Below are 13,971 nucleotides of genomic sequence, written 5' to 3'. Positions count from 1 at the left end.
ATTTCCGCCCGCGGTCAAGCAACGAGGCCGCTAAAGCGCGGCTTTTAGTGTCTCGACCAGATCGGTACGTTCCCAGCTAAACCCGCCATCCGCATCAGGAGCACGGCCAAAGTGACCATAGGCTGCCGTACGCTGGAAAATGGGTTTGTTCAGACCAAGATGCTCGCGAATGCCGCGCGGCGTCAGGTCCATTGCATCAGAGACAATGCGCTCGATTTTGGCGTCTGCAACCGTACCGGTGCCGTGTGTGTCGATATAGATCGATAGTGGACGTGCGACACCAATAGCATAAGCAAGCTGAAGCGTGCAGCGCTTGGCGAGCCCAGCCGCAACGACGTTTTTGGCAAGGTAGCGCGCTGCGTAAGCGGCAGAGCGGTCAACTTTGGTCGGGTCTTTACCAGAAAACGCCCCGCCCCCATGAGGAGCCGCACCGCCATAAGTATCGACGATAATCTTGCGCCCTGTTAGCCCTGCATCACCATCCGGCCCGCCGATCACGAACTTTCCAGTTGGGTTCACAAGCCATTCTGTTTCATCAGTGACCCACGCATCAGGGAGGGTTTCGCGAATAATCGGTTCAACGATTTCCCGCACGTCTTGGCTCGTGAGGCTTTCATCCAGATGCTGTGACGACAGAACAATCGAGGTGCTTTCAACCGGCACACCCTTTTCATATCGCAAAGAAAGCTGCGCCTTCATGTCCGGCCCAAGAATAGTTGCGGGGCCGCTCTCTGCTTTGCGGGCAGCAGCGAGTTTGCGCAAAATCTGGTGAGAATAGAAAATCGGAGCAGGCATCAATTCGGCTGTTTCATCAACGGCGTAACCGAACATGATCCCCTGATCGCCTGCACCCTCTTCCTTGTCTCCTGCGGCATCAACGCCTTGGGCAATGTCGGCAGACTGGGCGTGAAGAAGATTGGTCACTTCAAGTGTATCGGCGTGGAAACCGTTCTGTGTGTAGCCAATGTCGCGCACGCAGTCGCGCACAATTTGCTCTACAGAATCAATAACAGAGGACGGTCCGCGCACTTCACCACCCACAACAACGCGGTTCGTCGTTGCAAAGGTTTCACACGCAACACGAGAAAACGGATCTTGTGCAAGAAACGCATCAAGAATCGCATCAGAAATTCGATCGCAGACCTTATCTGGGTGTCCCTCTGAAACAGACTCAGAGGTAAACAGGAAATTTTGTCGTGTCATGAAGTGCTCCGTTGAAAGTAAACCGCCACGTCAGGAAGCCGTTGTGGCGCTTGTCTAGATGTCGGTACTCTTCTCGTTGGCGGTGGTCAATGCGATTTTTCGCGCCTTTTGAACCAAAAAACGCCTAATAGCCCCGCCAAGAGCAGAACGAGCACCGGTATTTCGCCAAATCGCGAATATGGTGTTGGCTTGAGTGGCTCGGGTAGCGCAACGTCAATCGCACCGGATACGCCCAGCGGGATGGATTGGATAACGTCGCCATTCGGGCCGATCATTGCCGTGATACCGGTATTCGCAGCACGCGCGACGGGCAATCCCTGCTCGATAGCTCTGAACCGAGCTTGAACATGATGCTGAAACGGGCCAGCGAAGTCACCAAACCAAGCGTCATTTGTAATGTGCAGAATCCAATCCGCTCGCTGGCCATTCACACGCAAGTCACGAGGGAACACGGCTTCATAGCAGATTAAGGGGAGAACTGCGCCACTACGGCCGAGGCTCAAGATTTCTGGCCCAGCGCCGGGGGCATAGCCGCTTCCGATTTGTTGCGCCAGTCCAGAGAGGCCGAACCTGCCGAGCAGACTTCCTCCGGGGATGTATTCTCCGAACGGAACGAGGTGATGTTTGTCGTAGATATCCTGAACCGCGCCATCTGGTCCGATCACCATCATTGAATTGTGAAAACCCTCGGGGCTGCGGCGTTGACCTCCTGCAATCACGACTGCACCCTGAGCTGCATCAGAGATAATTTCAGGAACTGTGCTCTCGTCATGAAACAAGTAGGGGATCGCTGTTTCAGGCCAAACAATAACGTCGGGCGATTTGCCATCTAATTCGCGATCTGCCGTCAGCGTCAGGTTTCGCTGCCAGAAAACTGGAATCATATCAGGCAACCATTTCTGGTCCTGCTGCGCGTTTGTCTGAACCAACCGAATGATAGGAGCATCAGCATTTGCAATCGGTTCAATCTTTTCATGCTGAACGCCGAACCACAGCAGCCCGATAGCCGCCAAAACAGAGATAACCCTCAACGGCTTCATCCCTCTATCGCCAGAACTGACAATCCCTGCAGCCAGCAAAAAAGACGCCAAAGTTAATCCATACGGGCCAACAAGTGCTGCCACCTGAGCGAGAGGCGTATCAATCCAGATATATCCGAACATGCCCCACGGAAAGCCCGTGAACAGGTAGCCACGCACCAGTTCCATTCCGCCCCAAAGAAGCGCAAGAGACCAATGCCACGCAGATGGGCGAAGCCGGAAAGCGAGCGCAAAGGCACCACCCCAAAGAAGCGCAAGGCCACCCGCCAAAAACACGAGCGCAAAAGGCGCCATCCAACCATGACGGGCTGCATCGACAAAGAAAGGCTCTATGATCCAATACATAGAGGCCGCAAAATAGCTGCTCCCAACAAGCCAACCGTAAACGGCAGCTTGTTTCCAGCTGCGAACATCTTTTGAGAACCAGAAGACCGCTAGTAGGCCAAGAACAGCGACATACCACAGAGAAAGCGGTGCTTGCCCTGTGGCCATCGCAATGCCGGAAAACACAGCAACAAACGCAAGGCGGCGGCTTGAAACGCGAACCGCCTGATCTTGCGTCGTGTCATCACTCACTGATTGGATCAACCTTGCGCACGCGCATCCGTTTGATGCGTCGTGGATCGGCGTCAACGATCTCGAATTCAACCCCCGCAGGATGCACGACAACTTCGCCACGGGTCGGCACGCGGCCGCAGAGAACGAAGGCCAAACCGCCAAGGGTATCTACTTCGTCATCCTCAGCAATTGCCTGAAGATCAACACCTAGCTCTTTCTCGAATTCATCAAGCGGCGTTCGGGCCTGCGCAAGATAGCTGCCAGATTTTTCTTTGATCCAGAGCGTGTCTTCTTCGATGTCATGCTCGTCTTCGATTTCGCCGATTACCTGTTCAATGAGGTCTTCGATGGTTACGAGCCCGTCTACGCCGCCGTATTCGTCAATGATCAACGCCATATGACGCCGCTCCGCTTGCATTTTCTGCAACAGCACACCAATCGGCATGGACGGCGGCGCAAATATGAGTGGGCGGATGAGTTTTTCGATTGAGAACTCTTTAGACTGATCGCCGTTAAATCCGTGGCGCAACGCCAGATCTTTGAGGTGTATAAGCCCGATCGGCGTATCAAGCGTTCCTTCAAACACAGGAAGACGCGTCAGGCCGCTTTCGCGGAACAGATGAACCAGCGCCTCTTTCTCAATATCCTTGGGAACAGCAACAATTTCGACTGTCGGGATCGCCACATCCTCGAGCTTGAGGTGGCGCAGATTGTGCATATTGCCGACAGGCACAGCCGGCGTGACCGGCGCGTTTACAATCTCAGGCGATTTCGGGGTGTCTTCTGTCGGGCTAAGCGCTCCGACAATGCGGCTGAAAAAGCCGCGCGATTCCGGTGGTATATCTTCGGGTTGCGCGCTGTGCGCTGCCCTAGAAGACCCGTCCGTGGTCTCCGCTACTTGATTTGTGTCGCCCATTGGCCCTTTCCATTTACGCGCCATTTTCGGCGGCGCGTCTCAATCAGTGATTCTATATGGGTCCGAAATCCCCAAGATTTCAAGTATCTCGCGCTCTAATCCCTCCATTAAAGCGGCATCTTTGTCATCTATGTGGTCAAACCCCAACAGGTGCAGCACCCCATGAACTATCAAATGGGTCACGTGATCGGTGGCTGAACGACCGAGCTCTTCGGCCTCGCGAACGCATGTTTCATAAGCGATAGCGATGTCACCAAGCTCTTCTGCGAAGGGGCCTCCCCCTGTCTGCGGAAGTTCCGGCATCCCTCCTCGCTGTTCACTCGCACGTTCCTCGCTTGGCCAGGACAGCACATTCGTCGCCTTATCCTTTTCGCGAAACTCGACATTCAGAGCGCGGATACGGGCATCATCACACCCCATTAGGCTCAGTTCGAACGCTTCTGGATCAAGCCGCAAATGGCGCAGGGTCGCGTCAACTGCGGCTTGCGATATCTCCTCGAGCCCGATGGTTTGCCAGCGCGGATCCTCGATCAAGAGATCAACCGTTTCGCGCATCGGCCTTGTCATATGCATGGATAATCTTGGCAACGAGCGGATGACGCACGACGTCTTGCGCGGTGAAATAATTGAAGCTGATCTTCTCGATTCCGCTCAGGATTTTTTCAGCCTCGCGAAGCCCCGACTGAACACCACGAGGAAGGTCGATCTGTGTGCGGTCGCCTGTGATTACCATACGGCTCCCCTGCCCCAAACGGGTAAGGAACATCTTCATCTGCATGGTCGATGCGTTTTGCGCCTCGTCAAGAACCACAAATGCGTTGGACAACGTCCGCCCACGCATGAACGCAAGCGGTGCAATCTCGATCTTCTTGTCTTCAATCAGCTTGGCAACCTGCTTGCTTGGCAAGAAATCGTTCAGCGCATCATAGAGCGGCTGCATATAAGGATCGACTTTATCCTTCATGTCGCCAGGCAAATATCCAAGCTTTTCACCTGCTTCAACCGCGGGCCGTGACAGGATAATTTTATCAACATGTCCACCAATGAACATGTTCACGCCGACCGCTACCGCAAGGTATGTTTTACCCGTACCAGCAGGACCGATCCCAAAGGCCAGCTCATTCTCGAAAAGCGATTGAACGTATGTTTTCTGTGCTTCGGTGCGCGGCTCTACCAGTTTCTTGCGTGTCTTGATTTCGACTTTGTCGCCGACCGAAAGCTCCAACTGATCGCCTGTCCGAACGCCCGTTCCGTTCTCTGACCCACCCATGCGGATCTCGCCATCGATGGCACCGGTCTCAACATCACCACCCGCTTCAAGCCGAAGATACAATGCTTCAAGAACGCCAACGGCTTTCTCGATCGAATCTGGCTCGCCCATGATCGCAAGCTGATTACCGCGGCGCACAATTTGCACAGCGAGGTCAGCTTCAATTTTGGCGAGATGGCTATCGTAGGGGCCGCATAAATCAATCAACAAACGATTGTCGGGAAATTCCAGATGCGTTTCTGTGACACTTTCGTCCTGTGCCAGAGGGGGGATTGTGCTGGTTACCAAACAGGTCTCCTGTGGCTGAATTACTTTGATCGTGCCAATATGCGCCGCTCTGCGCAAGAGCAGAGTCACAAGTTTCACGCCTCTGTCACAAAATGTGCTTCCGAGCGGCCCAAAATGACGCAGAAATCAGCGATTTGACAAAAACTGTTGCTTTCTAAATTAATTCGCCACCAAGCGAGTTGCGCTCAGTATTGACGATCCGCACCTTGCGAATGTCTCCACGGGCGGTATTTGGCGCAGTTACGTGAACGGCGTGAAGGTACTCGGATTTACCGACCATCTGCCCTTCAAGGCGTCCTTCCCGCTCAAACAAAACCGAAACTTCACGGCCAACCATCGAATCCTGAACAGCGTATTGCTGCTCGCTCAACAGCGCCTGAAGCCGTTGCAAACGCTCGTCTGCGACGGCGGCGTCGACCAAAGCCCGCTCTGCGGCCGGTGTTCCCGGACGAGACGAGTATTTGAAAGAATAGGCCTGTCCGTAATTCACTTCGCGCACCAAGGACATTGTATCCTCGAAGTCGGCATCCGATTCTTCGGGGAAACCAACGATGAAATCGCCGGACAACAAAATATCAGGCCGCGCTGCGCGGATACGTTCGATCAGGTGAATATACTCTTCGGCGGTGTGATTGCGGTTCATCCGTTTGAGGATATAGTCCGAGCCGCTCTGAACCGGAAGATGCAGGTATGGCATCAGCTTCTCACATTCGCCATGCGCTGCGATCAATGCATCAGTCATGTCATTTGGATGACTCGTTGTGAAGCGGATACGCTCGAGACCGTCCACATCGTTCAGCGCCCAGATCAACTGATCGAGGGTCATTGGGCCATCTTTGCCAAGACCGTGATAAGCATTCACGTTTTGACCAAGTAGCGTGATTTCTTTAACGCCACGTTCAACAAGATCGCGCGCTTCAGTCAGAATACGCTCAACCGGGCGGCTGACTTCGGCACCGCGGGTGTATGGCACAACACAGAAGGCACAGAACTTGTCGCACCCCTCCTGAACCGTCAGAAAAGCCGTTGGCCCGCGCGAGGCTTTGGGGCGGTTAGGCATATGCTCGAATTTGTCTTCCTCTGGAAAATCCGTATCGAGCGCCTTTTTGCCCTCTGTAACCTTCGCTTCCATTTCAGGAAGGCGATGATAACTCTGCGGCCCAACAACAAGGTCAACCATCGGCTGACGTTTCATGATCTCTTCGCCCTCAGCCTGCGCAACACATCCCGCAACTCCGATCTTCAAGTCCGGCTTTGCGGCTTTCAATCCCTTAAAGCGGCCAAGCTCGGAGTAAATCTTCTCGGCTGCTTTTTCACGGATGTGACACGTATTAAGCAGGATCATGTCGGCTTGATCCGCCGTTTCAACGGTTTCATACCCCGAGCCGCCAAGCGTTTCCGCCATGCGTTCGCTATCATAAACGTTCATCTGGCAACCGTAGGTTTTGATAAACAGTTTCTTGGCTTCAGACATCTTGCGCCTCGTAGGTTAAAGTCATGGCCCGCTCCCTACACAATCCACGCAGCGCCTGCAACGCTTGCAAAGCGGGCGGAATTGGGGAAATTTGATCGCAATCAAACAGGCGGACCACATGCGATATAAGAGCTTTCGGGATTTTTTACAGACAGACAAAGCCGCTCTCTCTAACGGACCGATTGCAATAATCCTCGTTGAAGACCTGATCGAAGTGGCTTCAACCATCGAACATCACCTCAATCTGGGCTTTCGCAACGTGCTTATTTTTGCACCTGACGCACTTGAGCTTTCAGACGAGTTGGAAAGCAAAATTCACCGAATCTCTGCTGCAATAACCACACCGCAAACCGCCGCAGACATTGTAAATTCCGTGATATCTGCCGCAAATGGCGCATGGCTCTACTACTGCTTTAATGCCGAATACCTGTTCTTTCCTTTCTGTGAAAGCCGAACGATAGGCGAGATGCTGGCGTGGCATAGCGAAGAGCGGCGGGATTCGGTTCTTACCTATGTCGTGGACTTATACGCGGCAGATCTATCCCAGCATCCCGACGCCGTTTCGAAAGAAGACGCGCATCTAGATAAATCGGGCTACTACGCGCTTGCCCGCAAAGATTCATTAAATCACGATCACCCAAAAGACCGGCAGTTGGATTTCTATGGCGGGCTGCGGTGGCGGTTTGAAGAGCATATCCCGCAGAAGCGCCGCAGAATCGATCGCATTTCGATTTTTCGCGCAAAACCCGGTTTGCTTTTGAACGAAGACCACACTTTCAACGACGAGGAATACAATACCTATTCCTGTGCATGGCATCATAACATCACAGCAGCCGTTTGCAGTTTTAAGACGGCCAAGGCACTCAAGCTCAACCCCGGTTCAACATTCGATATCGACACATTCAAATGGCACAACTCGGTGCCATTCACGTGGGAAAGCCAACAATTGCTTGATTTGGGCCTAATGGAACCAGGGCAGTGGTTCTAAACCAATCTAGTCCTTAGCGGTGCTCCGCAAACGGATAACCACATCGACCTTGGAAATTTCCGCACCATTTGGCGCCTTAGGAATCTTGGCAAGCACAAGCTCGTCATTTGGCGCATCAGTCAAACGCGAGTCGTCTTCCCAATAGAAATGCGGGTGATCGCTCATGTTGGTGTCGAAATAGCACTTGGAACCATCAACGATGATTTCGCGCAACAGACCCGCGGCACAGAATGCCTTGAGCGTGTTGTAGACCGTTGCAAGAGAAACCTTCTCGCCCGCATCGCGGCTTGCTTCGTAAAGGCTTTCAGCAGTTACGTGTTTGTCTTGCCCGTCACCGACAAGAAGTTCAGCGAGCGCCAAACGCTGCCGTGTTGGCCGCAATCCTGCGCCAGCAAGCCAGTTCGATCCAATTTCATTCGCGCTTAGTGCCATTTGGGTACCAGTCTGTTGTCTGCTGCGAATATAGCTTGGGGCAGTAGAGGTTTTCAAACAAGTTTTTAATGAAACCTATTTGCAACTGGCGTCTGAACGCTGCCCAACCCTTGCCAGCCTATCAACACGGGTGATAGAGGATGGGCAACAACGAAACCGATGATAAGGGGGCCCGTCAGTATGGCCGATTTTCCTAGCAGCTTCGACAAAGACGGGCTGATCAAATGCGCGAAAGGTGAACTGTTTGGCCCGGGTAACGCCCAGTTGCCAATGCCACCCATGCTTATGATGGACCGCATCACCGAGATTTCCGCTGACGGTGGCGAGTTCGGCAAGGGCCATGTTGTAGCTGAATTTGATATCAATCCTGACCTCTGGTTCTTTGAATGCCACTTCCCCGGCAATCCGGTTATGCCCGGCTGCCTTGGCCTTGACGGTTTGTGGCAGCTAACGGGGTTCAACCTCGGGTGGCGCGGCATGCAAGGGCAAGGGTTTGCGCTTGGTGTTGGTGAAGTAAAACTCAAAGGTATGGTTACACCTGAGAGAAAAATGATTAAATACTACGTCGATTTCACGAAAGTGATTGATCGCCGCCTCAAGATGGGTGTCGCCAATGGCCGCGTTGAAGCGGACGGAGAAGAGATTTATCTTGTGGAAAATATGAAGGTTGGTCTGGCTGCTGCCGACTAATCACAGAGGAAAAAGAAGGACAGCCCATGCGCAGAGTCGTCATCACAGGGATGGGCGTTGTTTCGTCTATCGGGAACAATGTCGAAGAAGTGACCAAAAGCCTGATCGAGAGCAAGTCAGGCATCGTTGCCGCTCCCGATTACAAAGAGCACGGATTCCGCAGCCAGATTCACGGCATGCCTCAAATCGATGTCAAAGAACACATCGACAAGCGTGATTTGCGATTCATGGGGATGGGCGCGGCCTATAACTTCATTGCAATGGAACAGGCCATCAAGGACTCTGGCCTCGAACCACATGAAGTTTCAAACGAGCGCACAGGCTTGGTGATGGGATCCGGCGGCCCGTCGACGATGAACTTCTTTCAAGCGCATAACATCGTGAAAGAAAAAGGGTCGCCAAAGCGGATGGGGCCATTCATGGTAACCCGCTGCATGAGTTCGACCAACTCTGCCTGCCTTGCGACTCCGTTCAAGATCAAAGGCGTGAACTATTCGATCACCTCCGCTTGCACGACCTCACTGCACTGCATCGGTAACGGTGTGGAGCAAATCCAGTTCGGCAAGCAAGACATTGTGTTCGCTGGCGGCGGTGAAGAGCTTGACTGGACGCTGTCATGTCTGTTCGACGCAATGGGCGCGATGAGCAGCAAATATAACGACACCCCCGAAACCGCATCCCGCGCGTTCGACGCAACACGCGACGGTTTTGTAATTTCCGGCGGTGGCGGTGTGTTGGTTCTCGAAGAGCTAGAGCATGCCTTGGCGCGTGGCGCGAAAATCTATGCCGAAGTTACTGGTTACGGCGCAACATCTGATGGCCACGATATGGTTGCGCCGTCGGGCGAAGGTGCAGAGCGCTCTATGAAGCTTGCAATCTCGACCATTGGCGACCGCAAAGTCGGTTACATCAACGCGCACGGCACCTCGACGCCGGCGGGCGATGTGACGGAAGTTAAAGCCGTTCGCAATGTCTTTGGCGAAGGGAACACGCCTCCGATCACCTCAACCAAATCGCTCACAGGCCACTGCCTCGGCGGTGCAGGTGTGCACGAGGCGATCTACTCGCTGATCATGCTCAACGGCGATTTTATCCCGCCATCAGCGAACATCACCGAGCTTGACCCAGAGATCAACGAAGGTGAGATCAATCAGACCTTCGTGAAAGATGCTGGTCTCGATACTGTTATTTCAAACAGCTTCGGCTTTGGTGGCACGAACGGCACCATCGCCATGAGCAAATATCACGGATAAGGCATTGCCATGGCAGATTTGATGAAGGGGAAGCGCGGGTTGGTCATGGGGGTTGCCAACGAGCGTTCGATCGCTTGGGGCATCGCCAAGGCCATGGCCGCAGAAGGCGCAGAGCTTGCGTTTACCTATCAAGGTGAAGCGTTTGGAAAGCGGGTTGAACCGCTGGCGGCGAGCCTCGGCAGCGATTTCTTGGTCGACGTCGATGTAACGGATGACGCGTCTCTTGATGCAGCATTCGCCAAGCTTGAGGAAGTTTGGGGAAAGATCGATTTCGTCGTTCACGCAATCGCCTACTCTGACAAGAACGAGCTTACTGGCCGCTTCGTCAATACGTCGCGCGAGAATTTCAAAAACTCGCTCGACATCAGCTGCTACTCACTTATCGAAGTGGCACGCCGCGCGGTTCCGCTGATGACAGATGGCGGTACGATCCTGACCCTCACGTATCAAGGCTCTAACCGCGTTACGCCGTTCTATAACGTTATGGGTGTAGCCAAAGCTGCTCTTGAGGCAACGGTACGCTACCTCGCGAATGATCTCGGGCCAGACGGTATCCGCGTCAATGCGGTATCTCCAGGTCCGATGAAAACACTCGCTGGTGCAGCCATCGGCGGTGCACGCAAAACGTTCCGCCAAACCGAAGCAAACGCTCCGCTTCGTTCAAACGCGACGCTGGAAGCGGTTGGCGGAACAGCTGTTTATCTTGCCTCTGATGCAGGAGCTTGCACCACAGGCGAGATTATCCGCGTGGACGGCGGCTATCATGTTCTTGGCATGCCTCAGCCGGAAAATCTCTGAAGCATCTGTAAAGCTAAGTACACAAAGGGGCCTGCGTGGCCCCTTTCTTATGTCATTGGACAGTCGTGCTACCCATCAGTCGCAGGTGTCATGATCCCCAATGCTGCGCCTCCGGGATCTTTGACGATCGCAATTTTTCCAATCCCAGGAACATCAAAGGGTGCACGCAATATCTCTCCGCCCTTATCCTCTGTGGTGTTGACGCCATCTTGCACGTCGTTGATCGCAATATAGGTAAACCAATGCGCAGGAACGTCTTTTAGATGCTCAAGCGGGGTCATATCCATAATCCCACCGGCAGGTTTGCCATGCGCCATACCAACGTAATACGTCCCACCTTCGGGCATTTCCATTTCGTCGAAGGTCCAGCCACATACTTCGCCGTAGTAAGCCAACGCCCCTTTGACATCTCGGGTCATCAACTCGCTCCAATGCACAGTGCCATGAATATCAGTCACTTTAGTTCTCCCCGTTAACAAAAATACAAATTACGAACAAAAGAAATGATACCACAGACCGCCCCTTCCCCCTATCACAATGCTGTGCCAAAGTCCGCTCAGACACTGCGCTTCGGAGACCAACATGCCCATCTCAACCTGTATTTTCGATGCCTATGGCACGCTTTTTGATGTGAACGCTGCCGCGCGAAGTGCGGCCTCCGAGCAAGGTCACGAGAGTTTTGCAGAGCATTGGCAAGACATCGCAATCAACTGGAGACAAAAGCAGCTTCAGTACACTTGGATCAGGGCGATAACCAATACCCACTGCGATTTTTGGCAAGTTACGAAGGACGCGCTTGATTGGGCCTTGGAAGCGAATGACTTAGCCGATCCACACCTCCGTGAGCGCTTGCTACAGCTGTATTGGGAGCTTTCTTCCTATCCGGAAGTCCCAACAATGCTCGCTGAATTGAAAGCGAAGGATTTCAGTACAGCCATACTCTCAAACGGTTCGCCCGACATGCTGCAAGGCGCGGTTAATTCAGCGCAACTTGGTGCATTACTTGATGACTGTCTGTCGGTTGAAACGGTCCAAACATTCAAACCTTTTGATGTTGTTTATGATCTCGTCGGGAAACGATTTGATTGCCCGCCGAACGAGGTGTTGTTTGTTTCGTCAAACGGATGGGATATCGCAGGCGCTGCGCAATATAGCTTCCACACAGCATGGGTCAATCGCGCATCAGAGCCGATAGATCGATTAGACGGCAAGCCCGAGCATGTATTGCCAGACCTGTCCAAAATACCCCAATTAGCTGCTACCCTATGACCAATTATTACAAGAGTTTCGATAATCTAGACCTCGCCTATCTTGACGAGGGCGAAGGGCTTCCGCTGCTTATGCTCGCGGGCCTAACGCGCAACGCCCACGATTTTGATCATGTTGTGCCGCATTTGCCTGGCGTCCGGATCATCCGCCCAGATTATCGAGGGCGTGGCCAATCGGCCTATGCCCCGCCCGAAACCTACACAATTCCAACCGAAACCAATGATATCCTTCGTCTGCTCGATCACCTCGAAATCGACCGTGCCGCCGTCCTTGGGACATCCCGCGGGGGACTGATTGGTATGAGTATGGCCGCAATCGCAAAAGACAGATTGCTGGGGCTTTGCCTAAACGACATTGGTCCGGAGATTGATCCAAGTGGGCTTGCCGCGATTGAGCAATATCTCGGACGCAAGCCAACTCAGAAATCATATGAAGACGCTGCAAAAGCGCGCGCTGCACTCCTCATCGATTTTCATAACGTGCCCTATTCACGATGGCTCGCCGAGGTACGCGCGCATTATCGCGAAACAGAGAACGGATTAGAGTTAAGATACGATCCCAAGCTCAGAGATGCTTTCCTCGCCGCGAGCGACGCACCGATGCCAGACCTTTGGCCGTTGTTTGATGCGCTTGAAGGGCTTCCTCTTGCTCTATTGCGCGGTGAAAATTCGAATATCCTCTCAAAAGAAACCGCCGAAAAAATGTACGCCAAGCGCCCAGACATGTCATATGCCGAAGTAACAGATCGCGGCCACGTCCCGTTTTTGGATGAGCCCGAAAGTTTGTCCGCGCTCCGAGTTTGGCTAAAGGAGCTCCAATGATTGAAGACGCCTACAAACGCCTACAAGGTCACGCGCGGAAAACTCCCCTTCTTAGTTCCCCATTCCTCGACGAGATTTCTGGCCGTCGCGTTTTTGTAAAAGCAGAGTGCTTGCAACATACCGGCTCATTCAAATTCCGCGGAGCATGGAATGCTATTTCCACTCTCACGGACGAGGAAAAAGCGCGTGAGGTATTAGCCCTATCAAGCGGAAACCATGCACAAGGAATAGCGGCGGCAGCAAAGGCTCACGGCGTAAAGGCGACCGTTCTCATGCCCTCTGATGCGCCCACGGTGAAAATCGAAAACACGCGTTTTCTGGGTGCGAATGTGGTGACATATGACCGTGCCACCCGAGATCGCGACGAAGTCGCCGCGAAGATGCTCGAGGAGAAGGGCTACACCTTGATCCATCCCTTTAACAATCCAAAAGTGATCGGTGGGCAAGGCACGGTTGGACTTGAGATCGCAGAGCAAGCTGATGAGTTTGGCATCAATGACGCCGAGATTCTGGTGCCCTGTGGCGGTGGCGGTTTGATGTCCGGTGTTGCGACAGCGCTTGAAGCACGCAAACCTAAATTCAAAGTGCGACCAGTGGAGCCAGAAGGGTTTGATGATGTGACACGCTCGCTAGCCACCGGCAAACTTTTGGCGAACGAAAAAACGTCGGGGTCGATATGCGATGCAATACTGACGCCGTGCGCAGGCGATCTAACCTTTCCGATCATACAAAAGCTCTGCGGCAGCGGCATCGTAGTAAGTGACGAAGACGCGCTTCACGCAATGGCGCTGGCCTTCAAGCGGCTTCGTATTGTCATAGAGCCCGGCGGCGCCGTAGCCCTAGCCGCTGCGCTGTTCCACGCGAATAAGATCAACTCGGAGACCGTTATTTGCGTTGCCTCTGGTGGAAACACAGACCCAGATGTTTTCCAGCGTGCGCTCGCCCTTGATCAATCATCAATGGGGTAAACA

General features: G+C 53.4%; 15 protein-coding genes and 1 riboswitch. Of the genes, 7 read left to right on the top strand and 8 right to left on the bottom strand.

What is annotated here, in order from left to right:
• Positions 1–30: 30 nt before the first annotated feature.
• The 6 genes from metK to miaB form a co-directional block, all read right to left on the bottom strand.
• Complete coding sequence (gene metK / locus OU789_RS01805) at positions 31–1,203, bottom strand: methionine adenosyltransferase (RefSeq protein ID WP_263954188.1); 1,173 nt, start codon at positions 1,201–1,203, stop codon at positions 31–33.
• Between the two features lie 4 nt (positions 1,204–1,207).
• Positions 1,208–1,256: riboswitch (SAM-SAH riboswitch) on the bottom strand.
• Between the two features lie 33 nt (positions 1,257–1,289).
• Entirely contained in the window at positions 1,290–2,819 is a 1,530-nt protein-coding gene (gene lnt / locus OU789_RS01800; RefSeq protein WP_274652761.1) for an apolipoprotein N-acyltransferase, read from the bottom strand.
• Positions 2,812–3,717: a transporter associated domain-containing protein gene (locus OU789_RS01795; protein WP_263954190.1), complete on the bottom strand. Its 906-nt coding sequence runs from the start codon at positions 3,715–3,717 to the stop codon at positions 2,812–2,814. Before OU789_RS01795 ends, lnt begins: the two co-directional genes overlap by 8 nt.
• Before the next feature lie 39 nt (positions 3,718–3,756).
• Complete coding sequence (gene ybeY, locus OU789_RS01790) at positions 3,757–4,272, bottom strand: rRNA maturation RNase YbeY (RefSeq protein WP_274652758.1); 516 nt, start codon at positions 4,270–4,272, stop codon at positions 3,757–3,759.
• On the bottom strand, positions 4,256–5,275 hold the full coding sequence (locus OU789_RS01785) for a PhoH family protein (protein ID WP_274654491.1): 1,020 nt from the start codon (positions 5,273–5,275) through the stop codon (positions 4,256–4,258). The genes ybeY and OU789_RS01785 overlap by 17 nt, the downstream gene beginning before the upstream one ends.
• Positions 5,276–5,429: 154 nt before the next feature.
• Positions 5,430–6,749 (bottom strand): tRNA (N6-isopentenyl adenosine(37)-C2)-methylthiotransferase MiaB, encoded by a 1,320-nt coding sequence (gene miaB / locus OU789_RS01780; protein ID WP_274652756.1) that lies wholly within the window; start codon positions 6,747–6,749, stop codon positions 5,430–5,432.
• 118 nt (positions 6,750–6,867) lie between these two features.
• On the opposite strand from miaB, the gene OU789_RS01775 reads away from it, so the two are divergent.
• Complete coding sequence (locus OU789_RS01775) at positions 6,868–7,737, top strand: glycosyltransferase family 2 protein (protein ID WP_274652754.1); 870 nt, start codon at positions 6,868–6,870, stop codon at positions 7,735–7,737.
• Between the two features lie 6 nt (positions 7,738–7,743).
• On the opposite strand, the gene irrA is transcribed toward OU789_RS01775, so the two are convergent.
• Positions 7,744–8,169 carry an iron response transcriptional regulator IrrA gene (gene irrA / locus OU789_RS01770; RefSeq protein ID WP_274652752.1) on the bottom strand — a complete coding sequence of 142 codons (426 nt, stop codon included), beginning with the start codon at positions 8,167–8,169 and terminating at the stop codon, positions 7,744–7,746.
• A gap of 180 nt (positions 8,170–8,349) precedes the next feature.
• Here irrA and fabA point away from each other — a divergent pair, with 180 nt between their 5' ends.
• From fabA to OU789_RS01755, 3 genes are read left to right on the top strand one after another with little or no spacing between them, the layout of a single operon-like run.
• A complete protein-coding gene (gene fabA, locus OU789_RS01765; protein ID WP_263954197.1) occupies positions 8,350–8,859 on the top strand; it encodes a bifunctional 3-hydroxydecanoyl-ACP dehydratase/trans-2-decenoyl-ACP isomerase in 510 nt (169 codons plus the stop codon).
• A 26-nt stretch (positions 8,860–8,885) separates the two neighbouring features.
• Positions 8,886–10,112, top strand: coding sequence for a beta-ketoacyl-ACP synthase I (gene fabB, locus OU789_RS01760; RefSeq protein WP_263954198.1), 1,227 nt, complete (start codon positions 8,886–8,888; stop codon positions 10,110–10,112).
• A gap of 9 nt (positions 10,113–10,121) precedes the next feature.
• Positions 10,122–10,910, top strand: a complete 789-nt coding sequence (locus OU789_RS01755) for an enoyl-ACP reductase FabI (protein WP_274652749.1) — start codon at positions 10,122–10,124, stop codon at positions 10,908–10,910.
• Between the two features lie 68 nt (positions 10,911–10,978).
• On the opposite strand, the gene OU789_RS01750 is transcribed toward OU789_RS01755, so the two are convergent.
• Positions 10,979–11,368, bottom strand: a complete 390-nt coding sequence (locus tag OU789_RS01750) for a VOC family protein (RefSeq protein ID WP_263954204.1) — start codon at positions 11,366–11,368, stop codon at positions 10,979–10,981.
• A 124-nt stretch (positions 11,369–11,492) separates the two neighbouring features.
• On the opposite strand from OU789_RS01750, the gene OU789_RS01745 reads away from it, so the two are divergent.
• The 3 genes from OU789_RS01745 to OU789_RS01735 are packed head-to-tail and all read left to right on the top strand — an operon-like array spanning position 11,493 to position 13,968.
• Complete coding sequence (locus tag OU789_RS01745; protein ID WP_274652747.1) at positions 11,493–12,179, top strand: haloacid dehalogenase type II; 687 nt, start codon at positions 11,493–11,495, stop codon at positions 12,177–12,179.
• The gene (locus OU789_RS01740) at positions 12,176–13,000 is read left to right on the top strand and encodes an alpha/beta fold hydrolase (protein WP_274652745.1); all 825 of its coding nucleotides are present in this window, start codon (positions 12,176–12,178) and stop codon (positions 12,998–13,000) included. Before OU789_RS01745 ends, OU789_RS01740 begins: the two co-directional genes overlap by 4 nt.
• Complete coding sequence (locus tag OU789_RS01735; protein WP_274652743.1) at positions 12,997–13,968, top strand: threonine ammonia-lyase; 972 nt, start codon at positions 12,997–12,999, stop codon at positions 13,966–13,968. Before OU789_RS01740 ends, OU789_RS01735 begins: the two co-directional genes overlap by 4 nt.
• The last annotated feature ends 3 nt before the right edge of the window (positions 13,969–13,971 follow it).

It is taken from the genome of Halocynthiibacter sp. C4 (assembly GCF_028823805.1).
GTDB classification, from domain to species: domain Bacteria; phylum Pseudomonadota; class Alphaproteobacteria; order Rhodobacterales; family Rhodobacteraceae; genus Falsihalocynthiibacter; species Falsihalocynthiibacter halioticoli.
Note: the sequence above shows the minus strand (reverse complement) of the source record. Positions and strands in the feature narration are given on the sequence as shown.